The sequence below is a fragment of the Propioniciclava sp. genome, from assembly GCF_047602245.1.
Lineage (GTDB): Bacteria > Actinomycetota > Actinomycetes > Propionibacteriales > Propionibacteriaceae > Propioniciclava.
This window is the reverse complement of record NZ_JASGHT010000001.1, coordinates 1,436,693-1,454,675: the sequence shown is the minus strand read 5'-3', so window position 1 is coordinate 1,454,675 and position 17,983 is coordinate 1,436,693. Positions and strand designations below refer to the sequence as shown.

Sequence of the window (17,983 nt, the reverse complement as noted above, 5' to 3'; positions counted from 1 at the left end):
GCCGTGACAATGGCCTGGCAGTGTACGTGGATCAGCCCAATGCGAGACCGAGCAGGACGCCGAGCACCATGGCCTCGACCAGCGCGCCGAGGATGTCGCCGGTGATTCCGCCGAGCCGGCGGACCGCCGTCCGGAGCACCCAGATCACGCCGGCGCTGCCGATCACCATCCCGGCCGGCCAGGACCACCAGGCGATCGACTCCGGGGTGAGCGTGCCGACCAGCCAGGTCAGCCCGGTGCCGAGGACGGCCGCGAGCAGCCAGCTGACCGCCCCCGCCGCGCGCGGCACCGACCCGGCCATCGCCTGGCCGAGCCCGTCCGCGCGGGCCGCAGGCACCCCGCGCGCGCAGCCGAAGACCGTCGCGAGGCGTCCGGCCGCCAGGGCGAGACCGGCGAGCAGCCAGCCGTGCGGCAGGATCATCAACTCGCCCAAGAGGACGCCTTGGGTGCCGAGCACGATGACCAGGCCGGTCGCGCCGAGCGGGCCGACATCGCCGCGGCGCATGATCTCCAGGGAACGCTCGGGGCGGCGTCCGGAACCGAGACCGTCGAGGGTGTCGGCCAGCCCGTCGGCGTGAATGCCATTGGTCAGCAGCTGCAGCAACCCGACCGTGAGCAGGCCGGATGCGAGCGCGGGCACGCCGAGCGCGGTCAGCGCGCCGCCGACGCCGGCCACGAACAACGAGAGCGGGGTCACGATCAGCCAGGCGCCCAGCATGGCCGCGCGGGCGACACGGGAATCGACGGTGCTGGGCGGCGGCCCGGGCACCGCGGTGAGGGTTCCCCAGGCGAGCCGGACGCCGTCCAGCCACGCGGGGGCGCTCACAGGTCCGCCAGCAACGCCATCTCGCGCAGCGCGGCGACGGCCGCCTTGAGCACGGCGACGCTCATTACGGCGCCGCTACCCTCGCCGAGGCGCATCCGCAGGTCGACGATCGGCTCCAGCCCGAGGTGGGCCTGGGCGAGCGCACAGCCGGGTTCGGTCGAGACGTGCCCGGCGGCCAGCCAGGCGCGGGTGCCCGGGTAGAGGGCGTCCGCGAGCAGGGCCTCGGCGCTGGCGATCAGGCCGTCGACCACCACCGGAACCCCGCGGCGCGCGGCGCCCGCCATGAACCCGACCGCCGCCGCGATATCGGCCGAGCCCAGGGCGGCGAGACGCTGGCGCGGGTCGGCGGCCCGGTCGCCGACCCGGTCGAGGGCGCGGTCGATGACCGCAACCTTGCGGTCGAGCCCAGCATCGTCGATTCCGGAGCCGTGGCCGCTCACGTCGGTGCCGCGCAGACCCAGTGTCGCCGCGACCAGTGCGGCCGACGGGGTGGTGTTGCCGATGCCCAGATCGCCGGCGATGAGCAGCTGCGCGCCGTCGGCGATCGCCTCGGCGGCGATAGTGTCACCGGCGGCCAGGGCGGCGTCCAGTTGTTCTTCGGTGATCGCGTCTTCGTGGTCGATCGGGCGGGCGGGGCCGATGTGGAAGCGGCGCACCTCGTCCGGCACCCCCGCGAGGGTGGTGACGCCCAGGTCGTAGATGCTGACCGACGCGCCCACCGCGCGGGCCAGCGCGCTCACGCCGGCGTGGCCGTCGAGGATGCCGTGCGTCATCATCGGCGTCACCTCGACCGGGTAGGCCGACACCTGCGCGGCGGCCACCCCATGGTCGCCGGCGAACACGACGACGCGGACGTCCTCCAGAGCGCGGGGCGGGCACTCGCCCTGGCAGGCCGCCACCCACGCGGCGAGCTCCTCGAGGCGTCCGAGCGAGCCGACCGGCTTGGCCTGGGCGTCTGATCGGGCGCGTGCCGCTGCGTAGACAGCGTGGTCGGGGGGAGCGATGACGGGGGTCAGGGTCGTGGTCACGTGCTTGATTCTCCCACCGCGGGCGCCGTCGCGGAGGAGCATCCGAGGATGAGCCCGTATTCCGCGGCGCAGGCCGGTCTCACCCGCGTCGGGCCACGAAGTTGTCGTTTTCAGCGGGGTCAACTGGCCCGAAACGGACTCGGGCCAAGATGCTGTCGTTATGAAGGGCCTGGGTGGGCTTCATAACGACCACACCCTGGCCCAAGCTGGATTGGGCTGGTGAGCCTCCGCTGAATATGACCACTCCTTGGCCCTAACTCGCATCGGTGAATGCCAGGTCGGTCCTCGCCCGCGAGGCTCCTGGATTCGGGGTTCGGTCCGCCAGGTGTGGGGCGGGGCGCCACCTCCGTGGCCCGCGGGCGAGGATGGCGTCCGGTCGTGGCAGGATCATCGGCATGACGCTGTGGCTGCCGCGCGGGTTCTCGGCCGACACCGAGACCGAGGTGAAGCGGTCGCGGTTCCTGACCCGGCTGGCCCGCGTCGATGATGAGGAGGCGGCCCGGGCGGTGGTCGCCGATGTGCGGTCCACGTACCCGGATGCCCGCCATCATTGCCTCGCGTTCATCGTCGATGTGCCGGACGCCCAGCCGGTCGAGCGCAGCTCCGATGACGGCGAGCCGGCCGGCACCGCGGGCATGCCGATGCTCGAGGTGCTCCGCGGCTCCGGGGTGTCGAACGTGGTCGCGGTGGTGACGCGCTACTTCGGCGGGGTGCTGCTGGGCACCGGCGGTCTGGTGCGGGCCTACTCCGACGCCGTCGCGACCGCGCTGGCAGGTGTGCCCCGGGTGCGGCCCGAGGTGCGCCAGCTGGTCGGGCTCGAGGTGCCGGCCGCCGACGCCGGCCGGATTCAGGGCGCGTTGATGGCGCGCGGCGTCGATGTGGTGGACGCTTCCTGGGCCTCGACTGTTGTGCTGACGCTCGCCGTGCCCGATCCCGATCTGATCGTCGGGTTGGTGCGCGAGGTGGTCCAATCCGGGGTGGAGTTGGTGCCGCTGGGCACCGAGATCGTCGAGGTCCCGGTTCGCTGATCGCTGATTGTCGTCTCTCAGGCCCGGGTTCGGATTTCTGACACTGCCGTGCTGGCCAGGGCTTGGGGCTGCCCGGGTTACCCACTGTCCCGCTGTCGCCCGGTTTCCTCCGCATATCGCCCGGGGTAGTCACTGTCGCCCGGGTAGGAAACCGGGCGACAGTGACTACCCCGGGCGACGGCTTTCGAGATGACACGGACGTCGCCATGGGCGTCCGTGGGCCGTGATCGACACAATGGGGTCATGACGGTCATCAAGATCAACGCGATCACGGTCCCCGCGGACAGCGGCGACGAACTCGCCCGCCGGTTCGCCGGACGCCTCGGTGCAATCGACGGGCAGCCCGGGTTTCAGGGCTTCGAGTTGCTGCAGCCCACCGACGAGCGCACCCAATGGCTGGTGCTGACCCGCTGGGACGACGAGGCGTCCTACCAGGCCTGGCTGGAGTCGAACTCGTTCCGGCAGAGCCACGGCCAGGAGCCGGGCAGCGAGCGCCGCGCCAAGCCGGTCGGCGTCGCCAGCGAGATCTGGAACTATCAGGTCGCCGTCTCCAGCTGATCGCCGCGCGAGGCCGGGGTTGGCGCCTGGGCCGAATGGTTGGGGATCCCATTCGGCAGCCCCAGTTCCCCTCTGATCGCGTTCGGCATCCTGGCCGCGGCGTCTGCGTTCGTTTACGTGCCCTCACCGCACGGTATCGCCGGGGGCGTGCGACCTCAGCGCGCCCCCGGCTTGTGGGCTATGCAAACCAAACCTGTCTCCATGGCGCCGCGCACTTCGACGTAGATGGTTTGGGCCCTGGCATCGCTTTCGCGCTCTGCCCACGTCAACACCTTCTCGACACTGCCAGCCTGTGAAATGCGCCATTCGTCGGTCGAACCGTCCGCCTCCGTGAAGTAGACACGGAAAACCGGATGCAAGTCTTCCCAATTTACATCTCTCGGGTCCACCCTTGCGGCCGAGAGCGCCGGCGATTCTTCCATAGTTGACTCTCGTTCGGCGTCCATCACATTCCTTTTAGGTTCGGGTGGCAGGGGCTGTCAAATTAACGGTGTATCTCATGGTTAGTGGCTGTGGGAGAACGCTTGGGCGGAGTTCGTTCCATTCTTGCAGTTCGACCGCGAGATTCGCCGGATCATGTGCGCCACCAACGCGATCGAGTCGGTGAACGGTCCCGGGAGGGCAGTGTCGCCCCCCCCGGGGCCGTGGGTGATGCCGGGTGTCAGGCCAGGGCGATCCAGGCGGAGGCGTCCGTCGGCAGCTGGCCGTCGACCAGCGGGGCCGAGGTGAGCAGCACCTCACCAGCGGGCAGCGCGACCGGCGAAGCGCCGAAGTTCACCACGACCAGGGTTTCACCGCGGGTGAAGGCGAGCACGTCGCCCTCATTCAGCGCATGCCAGGCCAGGACGCCGTCGCGGAAGTCGGTCCGCGCGCGGCGCAGCCGAAGCGCGGCGCGGTAGAGGTTGAGCGTGGACGCCGGATCGGCGTCCTGCTTGGCGGCGGTCGCCTCGGCCCAGTGCGCCGGCTGCGGGAGCCAGGCCTCGGCGTCCGTACCGAACCCGAACGGGGCGGCGTCGCCGGACCACGGCAGCGGGACGCGGCAGCCGTCGCGACCGCGCCTGCGGTGACCGGAACGCTCCCAGGTCGGATCCTGCAGCAGCGCCTCGGGAATGTCCTCGACCTCGTCGAGGCCGAGTTCCTCGCCCTGGTAGACGTAGGCGCCACCGGGCAGGGCCAGCTCCAGCAGGGCGGCGGCGCGGGCGCGGCGGCGTCCGAGCGGAACATCGGTGGGCATCTCGTGCAGCTGCGCGCTCAGGTCGAGCGGCTCGACCGACTCGTCCTCGTGCTCGGCGCGACGGGTGAAGTCGACGCCGGTGATCGCCTTGCCGTACCGGGTGACGACCCGGGTGTTGTCGTGGTTGCCGAGCACCCAGGTGGCGGGGGCACCCACCGACTCGTGCGCCGGCAGGGTGTGGTCGATGACGGCGCGCTGCGAGCCGGCCGACCACTCCGACAGCAGCGCGTCGAAGTTGAAGGTGGTGTGCAGGCGGTCGGGGCGCACGTACTCGACCAGGCGCTCGACCGGGCTCAGGTAGGCCTCGGCGACGAACACGCGGCCGCCCAGCGGGGTGCCGGCGTACTCGTCGGCGATCCGGCGCCAGCGGCGCTGAATGTCGGCCAGGCCCGGGTAGTCCCAGTTGGGCGAGCCGACATGCTTGTCGTTGGCGCCGAAGCCGGTCTCGGGCGAGAGGCGGACGTCCGGCAGCGCCTGATCCTTGGTCATCGAATCGGCGACGTCGATCCGGAAACCGTCGACGCCACGGTCGAACCAGAACCGCAGCACGTTATCGAACAGTTCCAGCACCTGCGGGTGCTCCCAGTTCCAGTCCGGCTGGGAGATGTCGAACATGTGCAGGTACCACTGCCCGGGCGTCCCGTCGGCGTTGGTGGTGCGCGTCCAGGCCGGACCGCCGAACAGGCTGCCCCAGTTGTTGGGCGGCAGTTCGCCGTTCTCGCCCTTGCCGTCGCGGAAGATGTACAGGTCGCGCTCGGGTGATCCGGGGCCGGCGGCCAGCGCGGCCTTGAACAGCGGGTGATCCCACGAGGAGTGGTTGGGCACCAGGTCGATCAGCACCCGGATGCCCAGCGCATGAGCCTTCTCGATCAGCTCCTCGGCGTCGGCGAGGGTGCCGAAGTCGGGGGAGATGTCGCAGTAGTCGGCGACGTCGTAGCCGCCGTCCAGCAACGGCGACGGGTACCAGGGGCTCACCCAGATCGCGTCGATGCCCAGCTCGGACAGGTAGGGAAGCTTGGAGATGATGCCCCGGACGTCGCCGGTGCCGTCATTGTTCGCGTCGGCGAAGGAACGCGGATAAACCTGGTAGACGACGGCATGGCGCCACCAGTCGGGATCGTTGAAAGCGGGTGCGGAAGGCGCGGTGTTCACGGGCGCGGCGTTGCTCATGACGACAAGCGTCCTAGTTGATTCGGGCCGCGGTCAAAGTCGAGTCTCGGGCGTCCGCCTGGTGGAAAGGGTGGGCTCAAGCGGTCGTGGCGCGTGCGGGCAAGGCGGTCAGCAGGACGGCGGTGACGAGCAGGACAGCACCGCCCAGCGCCGGCAGCATCAGCCGTTCGCCGAGCACCACCGCGGCCAGGATGGTGGCGGTGGTCGGCTCCAGCAGCGACACCACCGCGCCCACCGTTCCGGTCTGGGTGCGCAGCCCGTGGAAGTAGGCCAGGTAGGCGACCGCCGAGGGGATCAGCCCCATCGCGATCAGCAGCGCCACTGACGCGAGCGAAGGGGTGAAGGCGATGTGGTCGGTCACCGCCGCGCCCGTCAGCACCAGGACGCCGCCGCCCAGGAAGGCCAGCCCGGTGCCGGTGGTGTGGTCGAAGTCCTCGACCGGGTTGGCGCCCAGCAGGCTGATCGTCGCGAAGGCGGCGCCCGCGGTGAGCGCGAGCGCGGTGCCGATCACGGCGTCCTGCACCGCGAGCCCCGCCGGTGGCGAACCGGCGAGCAGGGCGAGCCCAGCCATGGCGGCGGCCAGCGCGAGCCCGAGGCGTCCGGTGAGCCGCTGGCGGCCGGTGGACGCCTCGACGGCCAGCACCATCGCGGGGGAGGAGCCGATCGTGACCAGCGTCGCCACGGCCACCCCGACGAAGCCGATCGAGGAGAAGAAGGCCGCCTGGAAGACGCTGGTGGCCAGCCCCAGCGCCGCGATGCGGCGCCAGCCCACCGCCGTCCGCGGCAGCCGCAACCTGTTCCTGGCCAGGGCGAACCCGGCCATCAGCAGCCCACCGACCAGCAGCCGGTAGCCGCCCGCGGCGAGCAGCCCCAGTCCGGACGCCTCGCGCAGCCCGACTCCGAGCGTGCCCGAGGTGCCCCAGCACACCGCCGCGAGGACGAGCCAGCCGAGGCCGCTACGAGAGGTCTGAGTCACCGGGACATGGTGCCATCCCGGGCCGGGTCGTCCGCGCTTGGGCCGGAACCCGGGTGCGCGCGATCATTAGGTATGACCCGCATCGAAACGGACAGCATGGGCCCCATTGAGGTGCCCGAAGACGCCTACTGGGGCGCTCAGACGCAGCGCTCGGTCGGAAACTTCGACATCGGTCGCGACACGTTCGTCTGGGGCCGTGCGATGGTGCACGCCCTCGGCGTCCTGAAGAAGGCCGCCGCCCAGGCCAACGGTGAACTGGGCGAACTGCCGGCCGACATCGCCGATCTGATCGTCCGCGCCGCCGACGAGGTGATCGCCGGCGAACTGGACGACCAGTTCCCGCTGGTGGTGTTCCAGACCGGTTCCGGCACCCAGTCGAATATGAACTCCAACGAGGTGATCAGCAACCGCGCCATCGAGTTGGCCGGCGGCGAGCGCGGCTCGAAGAAGCCCGTTCACCCCAACGACCACGTCAACCGTGGCCAGTCGAGCAATGACACCTTCCCGACCGCCATGCACATCGCCGTGGTGTGCGAGCTCAACTCGCGGCTGTACGCCCCGGTTCAGGATCTGCGCGACGTGCTCGCGGCCAAGGCCGAGGAGTACGCCGGGGTCGTCATGGTGGGCCGCACCCACCTGCAGGACGCCACCCCGGTCACGCTCGGCCAGGTCATCGGCGGCTGGGTCGCGCAGCTCGACTTCGCCCTCGACGGCATCAAGCACGCCGACTCCCGCGCCCGCGATCTCGCCATCGGCGGCACCGCGGTCGGTACCGGCCTCAACGCCCACCCCGATTTCGGCGTCCTCACCGCCAAGAAGATCTCCGAGGAGACCGGACTGGAGTTCCACCAGGCGTCCAACCTGTTCGCGTCCCTGTCGGCGCACGACTCGCTGGTCGAGGTGCACGGGGCTCTCCGTGTGCTGTCCGGCGCGATGATGAAGATCGCCAACGACGTGCGCTGGTACGCCTCCGGCCCGCGCAACGGCATCGGCGAACTCCGCATCCCCGAGAACGAGCCGGGCAGCTCGATCATGCCGGGCAAGGTCAACCCGACCCAGTCCGAGGCGGTCACCATGGTGGCGGCCCGGGTGGCGGGCAACGACGTGACCGTCGGCTTCGCCGGTAGCCAGGGCAACTTCCAGCTCAACGTGTTCAAGCCGGTGATGGCGCACGCCGTGCTGGAGTCGATCCGTCTGCTGGCCGATTCGGCCAAGTCGTTCAACGAGCACTGCGTGAGCGGCCTGGAGCCGAACCACGAGCGCATCGAGGCGAACCTGTCGTCGAACCTGATGCTGGTGACCGCGCTCAACCGCCACATCGGCTACGACGCTGCCGCCGCGATCGCCAAGGATGCCAACAAGACCGGCTCCACGCTGCGCGAGGCCGCGCTGCGTTCGGGCAAGCTGACGGCCGAGGAGTTCGACGCCTGGGTGGTGCCGATGGACATGACCCACCCCTCCGCCGGCTGATTCCGACGCCGCCCTCACCCTGGCGTGACTGCCCCGGGTGAGGGCGGCGAGATGGGCCGGACGCCCACGCCTACGAGTTGAACCGTTGCGCACGAAATTTCATGCGCAACGGTTCTTTTCGTGCGCGGGAGTTGAGCAGACGCCCGCATCGGGGATGCGTGAGGGTTCGCCAGTGGTGCAGGTGCAAGTAAAACGCCGTTTTACTTGGTTCTGGACGCCGCAGGTGCCACTCCGACTTGGCACTGGTGCGCACAGTTGCAACTAAAACGCCGTTTTACTTGCTACTGTCGCCGTGTGGATCCCCATCGCTTCACTGCGCCGACCTTCGGCGAGGCCGTCCGAGAGCCGGGCAAGAAGTGGGCCTTCTGGTACTTCAGTCCGGCAGAGATCCCCCGCGATCTGCCGCTGGCGACCAGCACCATCCGCGCGCTGTCGGATGCCGATGCCTCATTGGGGCGACTGCAGGGGCTCGGTGCGCTCATCAAGGATCCCGAGCTTCTCCTCGGCCCCTACCTCACGCATGAAGCCGTCGCGAGTTCGCGCATCGAGGGAACGCAGACGTCTCTGTCCGAGGTGCTCCAGGCGGAGGCGGACGGCGCCGCGGCTCCCAATGAGGATGTCGCCGAGGTGGAGCGCTATATCGCGGCCACGCGTGAGGGCTATCGCCTGATCAGGACACTGCCGATCAGCCAGCGCATGATCCTGCAACTCCATCACACGCTGCTGTCGGGCGTCCGCGGGCAGGAGCGTTCGCCCGGGGAGTTCAGGCGCAGCCCGGTCTGGGTCGGCTCACCCACCGACAGCCCGGACACCGCACCCTATGTTCCGCCCTTGCCCGAAGAGATCCCGAGACTGCTCGGTGACTGGGAGTCGTTCGTCAACACCCCTGGTGATCTGCCGACGCTGATCCGGTGCGGGTTGATGCACTACCAGTTCGAGACCATTCATCCGTTCCTCGACGGCAACGGGAGGATCGGGCGCCTGCTGGTGAACCTGATGCTGCTGGAGGAAGGCCGGCTCGAGACTCCGCTGCTGTATCTGTCCGGCTACCTCGAACGGCACCGCCAGGAGTATTACGAGCGCCTCCAGCGTGTGCGTGAGGAGGGCGAGATCCAGCAGTGGCTGCAGTTCTTCCTCACGGCCGTACGCCGGTCGGCTGATGACGCCGTCGCCCGCGCGGAGCGGTTGGTCGCCCTTCGTGAGCGTTACATGACCGACGCCAGCGCGTCCCGTTCGAGCCTGTACTCACTGGTCGAGCTGATCTTCGGCAACCCGTTCCTCACGGTGGCACGCCTGCAGCGCCACACCGGGCTCACGCCTCAAGGTGCGCGCAACGTCATCAAGGACGCCGTCGCGCGCGGCTGGCTTCAGCAAGTTGAGGTCCGAGGGCCGGGTGGGCGGATGTACTGGGTGGCGCACGAGGTGCTCGACATCATTGAAGCTCCCTGGACCTACGCGTGACCGCACAGTTGCAACCAAAACGCCGTTTTACTTGGTTCTGGACGCCGCAGGTGCAACTCCGGCTTGGCACTGGTGCGCACAGTTGCAACTAAAACGGCGTTTTACTTGCAACTGGTCTGCGTTGGGCCCGTGTGGTCAGGCGCCGGCGGCGTCCGTGCTGCCGTTGTCGGGATGGAAGACCAGGTCGGCGTAGTCGGGGTGGCGGTCGATCCAGGTGCGCACGAAGGGGCACAGCGGCAGGACGCGCATGTGCTGTTCACGGGCGAAGTCGAGCACCGAGCGCACCAGGGTGCTGCCGACGCCCTTGCCCTCCCACTCGGGGTTGACGTTGGTGTGCGTGAAGACGATCAACTCGGCCGTCTCCTCGTATTCGGCCCACCCGGCCAGCTTGCGGCCGTCGCGAGCCTCGAAGCGGCGTCGTTCGGGATTGTCGACAATGCTGAGTTCGTTCTGGGTAGCCATGACCAAGGGTAACGCGGACGCCTCGGCCTGCGTCAGGGCGCCGACCATGCAAGATTCGGGTGCGTCTGGTCACCTGGGTCCTGCATCGACGACTCAGCTAGCGGCGATCCGGTCGAGGACGAGCGGGCGCCGGGGCACCTCGGTGTCTGCGGGCGCCCACACCAGCGCACCATCGAGGGACTCCAACGCCCGCGGGAAGGTGGCCTCGTTCGAGGTGTGCAGGGTCAGCACCGGATCGCCGGCCCGGACGGCGTCCCCGGGCTTGGCGTGCAACTCGACACCCGCGGCGAAGTCGACCGAATCCTCTTTGCGGGCCCGGCCCGCGCCCAGGCGCCACGCGGCGACGGCCACCGGGTAGGCGTCCATCGACGCCAGGACGCCGTCGGCTTGGGCCCGCACCATATGGGTGTGCGCCGCGAGGGGCAATGCGGTGTCCGGATCGCCACCTTGGGCCGAGATCATCCGGCGCCACACATCCATCGCCCGGCCGTCGCGCAGCGCGGCCTCGACATCGGCGTCCGGCCGGCCTGCGGCGGCGAGCATTTCGCGGGCCAGCGCGAGGGTCAGCTCCACCACATCGGCGGGCCCGCCGCCGGCCAGCACCTCGACCGATTCGCGTACTTCGAGGGCGTTGCCGACGGTGAGCCCGAGCGGGGTGGACATGTCGGTGAGCAGCGCGACGGTGGGCAGCCCGGCGTCCGTGCCGAGGTCGACCATGGTGCGGGCCAGCTCCCGCGCGGCGGATTCGTCGCGCATGAATGCGCCCGACCCGGTCTTCACGTCGAGCACCAGCGCACCGGTGCCCTCGGCGATCTTCTTGCTCATGATCGAACTGGCGATCAGCGGAATGCAGTCGACGGTGGCGGTGATGTCGCGTAGCGCGTACAGCTTCTTGTCGGCCGGCGCCAGCCCCGAACCCGCCGCGCAGATCACGCCGCCCACCTCGCGCAGGATCGTCATCATCTCGCCGCCGGCCAGATCGGCCCGCCATCCGGGGATCGATTCCAGCTTGTCGAGGGTGCCGCCCGTGTGCCCCAGCCCGCGCCCCGACAACTGCGGCACCCGGACGCCGAAGCTTGCCACCAGCGGCACCAACGGCAGGGTGATCTTGTCGCCCACCCCGCCGGTGGAGTGCTTGTCGGCGGTCGCGCCCAGCACGGTGAAGTCGAGCCGCTCGCCGGAGGCGATCATCGCGGCGGTCCACCGGGAGGTTTCAACCCGGTCCATGCCGTTGAGGAAGATCGCCATCGCCAGCGAGGCCATCTGCTCCTCGGCCACCATGCCGCGCGTGTAGGCGTCCACCACCCAGTCGATCTGTTCGGGGCTCAACACGCCCCCGTCCCGCTTGGCCCGGATGACGTCGACGGCGGCGAACGGTTCCATGAACCGAGCCTAGCCTCGCGACCTGGCACGGCCGGGGCGCCGGTGCCACACGGCCACATCGCGATACCCGGCTTGTTGGCGGCGGGCCCCCGCGGCGTCCTACCTGAACACGACCTCGGCCCAGGCGTCCGTCGTGCCCGGCTGGTAGCGCGAATCGAGCGATTTCACCACGACTGCCGGATGGCCCTGGGCGCGCACATGGGAGGCGAACGCGTCAGCGATGACCGGCTGATCGGTGATGGTCGCCTGGTTCATCTGCGCGACCGGCATCAGCTCGGCGAGCGCGGACGTCCGCTCCGACAGCGGCCGGGTGAGCAGCGGTGCGTCGAGGAGCAGCGCGTCGGTGAAGGCCGGCGTGGCATTCTCGCCGACCGCGAAGCCCTCGACGACCAGTGCCTCGGCGTCCGCGCTGGTGATGGCGGACACCACCGCGGGCATCGCGTCGGTGACGTCCGTGCCCGAGGCGTCGAATACCCGCACCTCGTCGCCACGCTTGTGCGCCTGGATCCGCACCCCGTCCGGCAGCACTTCGATCGACACCGGACGCCCGGGGGCCACCTGTTCCATGGCTTCGCGCACGCTCGAGACGGACGCCGCCCGCATCGGCGGCACGGGGGTGAACAGGGTGATCGGCAACGTCTCCGGCATGCCGTCATCCTGCCACGCCGCGGCAGCAACGGGGCCATGGGGGTGCCATCCGGGCTCCGGAAACGCCCGCTCCCCGGATGCCCGAACTCACGCAATGTGAAGAGTTGGTGCCGCCGCGGGTGAGACACCCGGACCGAACCCTCCTCGGCCACGCCCCGGAGAGATACCCTCAGGCACGATTCTCGTTCCTCAAGTGAAGGTCTCACGTGCGACAGGTGTCACCCCCCGCCTGCTCCGAGGCTCCCTTTCGTCGCAGGCGCAGCGCGCTCGCGGCCGGAGCCCTGAGCATCGCCCTCGCCCTCGGCGTCATCACCCCCGCGCTCGCCAGCCCGCTCACCGAGCGGCGCGACCAGGTCAAAGCCGAGGTGGAGGCCGCCCGGGACCAGATCCACGAGCAGACCGGCGAACTCGAGCAGGCGTCCGCCGCGCTGGAGGCGGCGCAGACCCAACTCGCCGAGGCTCACGACCGCCTGGCCAGCACCCGCGCCGCGCTCGAGGAGGCGAAGAAGCAGGACGCCGCACTGGCCGTCCGTCTCGCCCAAGAGCAGGAACTGCTGCGAGCGGCGAAGGCCGCCGCCGATGAGGCCCGCGAGCGGGCGGACGAGCAGCGCGAACGCATGGCGGAGGCGGCGCGCGAGTCCTACCAGAAGCAGACCAGTCTCACCGGACTCGGTGTCGTGCTCGGGGCCGAGACGATGGCCGAAGCCAGCCAGCGCCTGCAATGGGACACGACCATCTTCGACACCACCAACCAGCGGCTGGCAGAACTCAAGGTGCTTCAGGCGCGCTTGGAGCAGGCCGAACGCGAGCAGGCCGCCGTCGAGGCGAGCATCGCCGCCAGCAAGAAGCAGGCCGAAGAGCTCGTCGCCACCCAGCAAAGTCTCGAAGCGGAGGCCGTCGCGCAAGAGGCCGCGGTGCAGGACCTGGTCGCCCGCAACGCCGAACTGCAACAGGCCGCCGAGAAGGCGCTCGCCGACGACTTGGCCCGCTTCGCCGAACTGCAGGCCGAGGAAGCGTCCATCCAGGCCGAGCTGGTGCAGCGTGCGGGCGGGAACCTCGCCGGCGGGCTCTCCCGCGACGATATCGCCGCGCTCGTCGCGGCCGGGGCGATCTCTCGGAACCCGGCCGGCTACCCGCTGGTTGCCGACGGGCCGCAGCGCGTCCTGAGTGAGAAGGGGTTCATCCGGCCCGTCAAGGCCAGGCCGGGTTCGCCGTTCGGTCAGCGCTTCCACCCGATCCTGAAGTACTGGCGCCAGCACAACGGCACAGACTTCGGTGCCGCCTGCGGTACGCCGTTGTATGCCGCGCAGTCGGGCACCGTCGCGTCCGCACGGGTGCAGGGAGGATTCGGCAACTACGTGGTCGTCGATCACGGTGTGATCGGCGGGCGTTCGCTGATGACCGGCTACGCGCACATGTCATCGATGGCGGTCAAGGCCGGCCAGAAGGTGTCGATGGGCGAGTACCTGGGCACGGTCGGTACCACCGGCTTGTCGACCGGCTGCCATCTGCACTTGCAGGTCTACGAAAACGGCACACCGGTCAACCCGATGAACTACATCCCCTGACCTACCCGAAGCGGCCCGCGAGAGAACGTTCTCGCGGGCCGCTTCGTGTAGGTACCGGACGCCGGCGGCGTCAGTCGTCGTGCGGATGGATGCGGCGGGTGTCGTTGACGTAGGCGTAGTAGACGCCGATCAGGAACCCGCCGCCGATGAAGTTGCCGAGCAGCGCGATCGCGACGTTGCCCGCGGCCAGGCCGACATCGATGCCGTGCTTGAGGCCGACGATGGTGAACAGGACGGTGTTGGCGACCGAGTGCTCCAGGCCGGTGAAGGCGAAGATGAACACCGACATGCCCATCGCGAGGGCCATGGTGATCGCGTCCTTGATGAAGCCGTTGTAGACCAGCAGCATCGCGACGTTGATCATCAAATTACACAAGACGGCGCGCACGAACAGATCGCCCATGCCGCTGGCCGAGGTCACATATCCGAGCTTGGTGTCGACCGAGTGCAGCATCTGTTCAAGTGCGGCCTCCGACGGCATCGAAGAGAACTTGAGCAGGAGCGCGAGCAGCAGCCCACCCAGGAAGTTGCCCACGAAGCACAGCGCCAGCAGCGTGGCCGCGCGTGAGACCTTGACCCGCTTGTAGTAGACCGCGATCGAGGTCAGCATCATGTTCGAGGTGAGCAGCTCGGACTTGGTGAAGTAGATGAACACCAGCGCCCACCCGAACACGAGCGCCCCCAGGAACTTGCCCAGACCCTCGAACGAGACGGCATCGCTGGCCGGGATGCCGGCGAAGGTGCCCACGACGGCGTAGTAGGCGCTGTAGAACATCCCGATCAGGATCCCCGCCATCGCCGCACGTTGCAGGTACTGGATGGTGATGTTGCGCGACATCGCGATCTTCGTGTCCGCGGCGTCCAGAACGCTGTCGATGAAGAACCGGCCCGGGAACAGCTTGGAGGTGTCGGGTGACGTCATGATGCCCACTTTGGCAGTTGCTGACACCCCCCTGCGGTTTTTTCGGTGACGCTGAGACGTGTGGTGTCGCCCGGCCCGGCCGCTTCGGGCATCTGCGCACGTGTCGTGGGCCGAACCGACAAGATGGGCCTATGACCTCCACGATGCCGCAGCCCTGGGTCCGCCATTACCAGCCCGGGGTGCCGGCTCAGATCGAGGAGCCCACCGATTCGCTAGTCGCGCTGTACCAGCGGTCCGTCGCAGAAGCAGGCGACCGTGTCGCCACCGAGTTCTTCGGACGGGAGACCACCTACGCACAACTCGGCGAGCAGATCGAGCGTGCAGCCGAGGGACTGCGCCGGCTCGGCGTCCGCGCCGGCGATCGGGTCGCGCTCATGCTGCCCAACTGCCCCCAGCATGTGGTCGCCTTCTACGCCACCCTGCGGCTGGGGGGCGGTCGTCGTCGAGCACAATCCGCTGTACACCGAGCGCGAACTGCGGCACCTGTTCGAGGACCATGGCGCTCGCGTCGTCATCGCCTGGGACGCCGCCGTCGAGAAGCTGCACGCGATGCCCGGCGACGTCACCTTCGACCGGATCGTGGCGGTCAACCTGCTGCGCGCGTTCCCGCTCGTCAAGCGGCTCGCTCTTGGCCTGCCCGTCCCCAAGCTGCGCGCCACCCGTAACCGGCTCACCCGCCCGGCGTCCGGCACGATGAGCTGGGAACGGCTGCTGTCGGCACCCCGGCTGCCCGCCGGCCATCCGCATCCGTCGGTGAACGACGTGGCGGTGATCCAGTACACCTCCGGCACCACCGGGCAGCCGAAGGGCGCCATGCTCACCCACAAGAACCTGTTCTCGAACGCGCTGCAGGGTGAGGCGTGGATGCACGGCGCGCAGTACCGCGAAGAAGTCTTCTACGCGATCCTGCCGATGTTCCACGCGTTCGGCATGACCCTGTTCCTCACCTACGGCGTCCTCAAGCAGGGCCGGCTGGTGCTGTTCCCGTCCTTCGATGTCGACCTGGTGCTGGACGCCGCCCGCAAGCATCCGCCCACCGTCTATTGCGCGGTGCCGCCGATCTACGAGGCCACCGCGCGGCGTGCCCAGGAGCGCGGCATCAGCCTGCGCGCCGCCAAGTACTGCATCTCGGGGGCGATGACGCTGCCGGATTCGACCGTGGAGTTGTGGGAGTCGGTGTCGGGCGGCCTGCTGGTGGAGGGGTACGGGATGACGGAGGCGTCCCCGGTGTGTCTGGGCAACCCGTTCGCGCCCAGCCGCCGGACCGGGACGATCGGACTCCCGTTCCCGAGCACCTGGATGCGGGTGGTCGACACCGAGGACCCGGCCCGCGACGTCGCGCCGGGCGAACGGGGCGAGCTGCTGATTCGTGGCCCGCAGGTGTTCGGCGGCTACTGGCGCAACGACGAAGAAACGGCCAAGACGTTGTTGCCGGGTGGCTGGCTGCGCACCGGTGATGTCGTCGTGGTGGATGCCGACGGCTTCACGACCCTCGTCGACCGGGTCAAGGAGTTGATCATCACCGGCGGTTTCAATGTGGCGCCGTCGGAGGTCGAGCAGGTGCTCGCCCTGCACTCGGGCGTCCGGCAGGTGGCCGTGGTGGGGGTGCCGAACGCCGAGCACGGCGGCGAGCGGGTGGTGGCCGCCATCGTCGGTGAGCCCGAGGTGCGGCTCAGCGCCGACGACCTGCGCGCGTGGTGCAAGGAACGGTTGACCGGCTACAAGGTGCCGCGGGCGTTCTATCTCGTCGACGCGTTGCCCACCTCGATGCTCGGTAAGGTGCTGCGGGCGTCCGTGCGTGAGCAGATCGCCCCGCTCACCCCGATGCCGCTCGGCTGAGGAGCGGGTCGGCTCAGGCGATGCTGCCCCGGCGCACCAGGAATGTGTGCAGTCCCCAGCCGGAGAGCAGACCCAGCACCGTGAAGACGGCGTAGGGGAGGGCGTAGAGCATCCCTTCGATGTCGCGATAGAAGACGAGCGAGACCGGGAGCATCGCGAGCGCGTTGAGCGGGATCAGCACCCAGGCGAACCCATGCCGGTAACCGGCGACCGCGCTGGCCAGGAAGGTGAGCCCGGGGTTGAAGAAGAACAAATAGCTGATGATCACGCCGGTGAGGTAGTACGCGTCGGCGTTCGTGGCCCGGGCGATGCCCTCGTGCGCCCAGGGCAGCAAGAGATACAGCGCCGCCAGGATCAGCGCGTACGGCCACGCCGCGAACAGCCGGGTGAGCATGGTCCCTCCTCGGGTTTCGACGGTCAGGGTATCCGGTGGGTCGCGGGGTGAGTGGTCGAAATCTATGTCCAGATCGAGCCCTGTCGGCGTTATGCCTTGTCGCGGGGAGCCGTCTCGCAACTGGACATAGATTTCGACCATCTCACCGCGGCGCCGCCGTGGCCGGGATGCGAGCATCGGGCCGGCGACGGCCCAGTTCTGGGACCATGTCCGCCATGCAGCGATCAGTGAGCGCCGAGCTGACGGCCACCGTGACGATGCCCTCCGAACTGGTGCTCGCCATCGCCGTCGCTGAGGGGCTTATCCGCGAGGAGTCGCTGACCATCACCCTCGACGGCGCCCCGATTGAGGCCAGCGAGGTGCGTGCGCCGCACGGAGGCCGCTTGCACGTGCTCGACGACGTGCCGCCAGGGCGGCTCGCCGTCAGCTACCAGGCCACCGTCGACGGCGTCGCCGGGATCGAGCCCGCCGACGAGTTACGCCGCATCGAGTACACCCGGCCCAGCCGGTACTGCGACTCCGACAAGCTGATGCCGGTCGCCCAGGCCCACTTCGAGGACCTGCACGGCAAGGAACTGCTCGACGCCGTCTCGAGCTGGGTGGGCGCCAAACTGCTGTATGTGCCCGGGTCTTCGAAGCCGATCGACGGCGCCGTCGATACCTATCTCGCCCGCCAAGGCGTCTGCCGCGACTACGCCCACCTGGTGATCGCCTTGCTGCGCGGCCTCGGCGTTCCGGCGCGGCTGGCCGCGGTGTACGCGCCCGGGCTCAAACCGATGGACTTCCATGCCGTCGCCGAGGCCTACCTCGACGGGCAATGGTGGGTGATGGATGCCACCACGCTTGCCCCGCGGCAGACGCTGCTGCGCATCGCGACCGGGCGGGATGCCGCCGACACCGCGTTCCTCAGCACCCTGCGCGGGTCGATCGTGCTCACGTCGCTCTGCGTCACCGCCGCCGCCGACGATCTGCCCGGCGACGACCTGACCCAGTTGGTCGCGTTGCGCTGATCAGTC

The 17,983-nt window shown here is 69.3% G+C and carries 17 protein-coding genes and 2 pseudogenes; 9 read left to right on the top strand and 10 right to left on the bottom strand.

The features are described 5' to 3' along the window. Window positions 1–31 precede the first annotated feature (31 nt). Together QM708_RS07035 and cobT are read right to left on the bottom strand one after the other, a co-directional pair. On the bottom strand, window positions 32–826 hold the full coding sequence (locus QM708_RS07035; protein WP_415105931.1) for an adenosylcobinamide-GDP ribazoletransferase: 795 nt from the start codon (window positions 824–826) through the stop codon (window positions 32–34). After that, on the bottom strand, window positions 823–1,854 hold the full coding sequence (cobT, locus tag QM708_RS07030; RefSeq protein WP_415105928.1) for a nicotinate-nucleotide--dimethylbenzimidazole phosphoribosyltransferase: 1,032 nt from the start codon (window positions 1,852–1,854) through the stop codon (window positions 823–825). Before cobT ends, QM708_RS07035 begins: the two co-directional genes overlap by 4 nt. 395 nt (window positions 1,855–2,249) lie before the next feature. On the opposite strand from cobT, the gene QM708_RS07025 reads away from it, so the two are divergent. Together QM708_RS07025 and QM708_RS07020 are read left to right on the top strand one after the other, a co-directional pair. Further along, entirely contained in the window at window positions 2,250–2,882 is a 633-nt protein-coding gene (locus QM708_RS07025) for an IMPACT family protein (protein ID WP_415105925.1), read from the top strand. A gap of 243 nt (window positions 2,883–3,125) precedes the next feature. Continuing rightward, on the top strand, window positions 3,126–3,440 hold the full coding sequence (locus QM708_RS07020) for an antibiotic biosynthesis monooxygenase family protein (protein WP_415105922.1): 315 nt from the start codon (window positions 3,126–3,128) through the stop codon (window positions 3,438–3,440). Between the two features lie 155 nt (window positions 3,441–3,595). Here QM708_RS07020 and QM708_RS07015 read toward each other — a convergent pair whose 3' ends face one another. Then, a complete protein-coding gene (locus tag QM708_RS07015) occupies window positions 3,596–3,886 on the bottom strand; it encodes a hypothetical protein (protein WP_415105919.1) in 291 nt (96 codons plus the stop codon). 64 nt (window positions 3,887–3,950) lie between these two features. On the opposite strand from QM708_RS07015, the pseudogene QM708_RS07010 reads away from it, so the two are divergent. After that, window positions 3,951–4,049: pseudogene (locus tag QM708_RS07010) on the top strand (transposase); the annotation flags it as partial. Window positions 4,050–4,101: 52 nt separating this feature from the next. Here the strand turns inward: QM708_RS07010 and QM708_RS07005 are convergent. Beyond that, window positions 4,102–5,844 (bottom strand): glycoside hydrolase family 13 protein, encoded by a 1,743-nt coding sequence (locus QM708_RS07005; protein ID WP_415105916.1) that lies wholly within the window; start codon window positions 5,842–5,844, stop codon window positions 4,102–4,104. A gap of 76 nt (window positions 5,845–5,920) precedes the next feature. Beyond that, window positions 5,921–6,820: a DMT family transporter gene (locus QM708_RS07000; protein WP_415105913.1), complete on the bottom strand. Its 900-nt coding sequence runs from the start codon at window positions 6,818–6,820 to the stop codon at window positions 5,921–5,923. Window positions 6,821–6,892: 72 nt separating this feature from the next. On the opposite strand from QM708_RS07000, the gene fumC reads away from it, so the two are divergent. Further along, a complete protein-coding gene (gene fumC / locus QM708_RS06995) occupies window positions 6,893–8,290 on the top strand; it encodes a class II fumarate hydratase (RefSeq protein ID WP_415105910.1) in 1,398 nt (465 codons plus the stop codon). A 294-nt stretch (window positions 8,291–8,584) separates the two neighbouring features. Next, window positions 8,585–9,751, top strand: a complete 1,167-nt coding sequence (locus QM708_RS06990) for a Fic family protein (protein WP_415105907.1) — start codon at window positions 8,585–8,587, stop codon at window positions 9,749–9,751. A 135-nt stretch (window positions 9,752–9,886) separates the two neighbouring features. Here QM708_RS06990 and QM708_RS06985 read toward each other — a convergent pair whose 3' ends face one another. From QM708_RS06985 to QM708_RS06975, 3 genes are all read right to left on the bottom strand, one after another. Further along, a complete protein-coding gene (locus QM708_RS06985; RefSeq protein ID WP_415105904.1) occupies window positions 9,887–10,213 on the bottom strand; it encodes a GNAT family N-acetyltransferase in 327 nt (108 codons plus the stop codon). 93 nt (window positions 10,214–10,306) lie between these two features. Continuing rightward, window positions 10,307–11,596 (bottom strand): thymidine phosphorylase, encoded by a 1,290-nt coding sequence (locus QM708_RS06980; RefSeq protein WP_415105901.1) that lies wholly within the window; start codon window positions 11,594–11,596, stop codon window positions 10,307–10,309. A gap of 99 nt (window positions 11,597–11,695) precedes the next feature. Then, a complete protein-coding gene (locus QM708_RS06975) occupies window positions 11,696–12,244 on the bottom strand; it encodes a hypothetical protein (RefSeq protein WP_415105899.1) in 549 nt (182 codons plus the stop codon). Between the two features lie 215 nt (window positions 12,245–12,459). Between QM708_RS06975 and QM708_RS06970 the strand changes: the two genes are divergently transcribed. Next, window positions 12,460–13,812, top strand: a complete 1,353-nt coding sequence (locus QM708_RS06970) for a peptidoglycan DD-metalloendopeptidase family protein (protein WP_415105896.1) — start codon at window positions 12,460–12,462, stop codon at window positions 13,810–13,812. A gap of 70 nt (window positions 13,813–13,882) precedes the next feature. Here QM708_RS06970 and QM708_RS06965 read toward each other — a convergent pair whose 3' ends face one another. Beyond that, the gene (locus QM708_RS06965; RefSeq protein WP_415105893.1) at window positions 13,883–14,734 is read right to left on the bottom strand and encodes a formate/nitrite transporter family protein; all 852 of its coding nucleotides are present in this window, start codon (window positions 14,732–14,734) and stop codon (window positions 13,883–13,885) included. Window positions 14,735–14,865: 131 nt separating this feature from the next. On the opposite strand from QM708_RS06965, the pseudogene QM708_RS06960 reads away from it, so the two are divergent. Together QM708_RS06960 and QM708_RS06955 are read left to right on the top strand one after the other, a co-directional pair. Then, a pseudogene (locus QM708_RS06960) lies at window positions 14,866–15,108 on the top strand (AMP-binding protein); the annotation flags it as partial. Between the two features lie 22 nt (window positions 15,109–15,130). Further along, window positions 15,131–16,573: an AMP-binding protein gene (locus QM708_RS06955; RefSeq protein ID WP_415105891.1), complete on the top strand. Its 1,443-nt coding sequence runs from the start codon at window positions 15,131–15,133 to the stop codon at window positions 16,571–16,573. Between the two features lie 13 nt (window positions 16,574–16,586). Here the strand turns inward: QM708_RS06955 and QM708_RS06950 are convergent, their stop codons facing one another. After that, window positions 16,587–16,967: a hypothetical protein gene (locus QM708_RS06950; protein WP_415105889.1), complete on the bottom strand. Its 381-nt coding sequence runs from the start codon at window positions 16,965–16,967 to the stop codon at window positions 16,587–16,589. Between the two features lie 215 nt (window positions 16,968–17,182). Here QM708_RS06950 and QM708_RS06945 point away from each other — a divergent pair, with 215 nt between their 5' ends. Beyond that, window positions 17,183–17,977: a transglutaminase-like domain-containing protein gene (locus QM708_RS06945; protein ID WP_415105887.1), complete on the top strand. Its 795-nt coding sequence runs from the start codon at window positions 17,183–17,185 to the stop codon at window positions 17,975–17,977. Window positions 17,978–17,983: the final 6 nt, after the last annotated feature.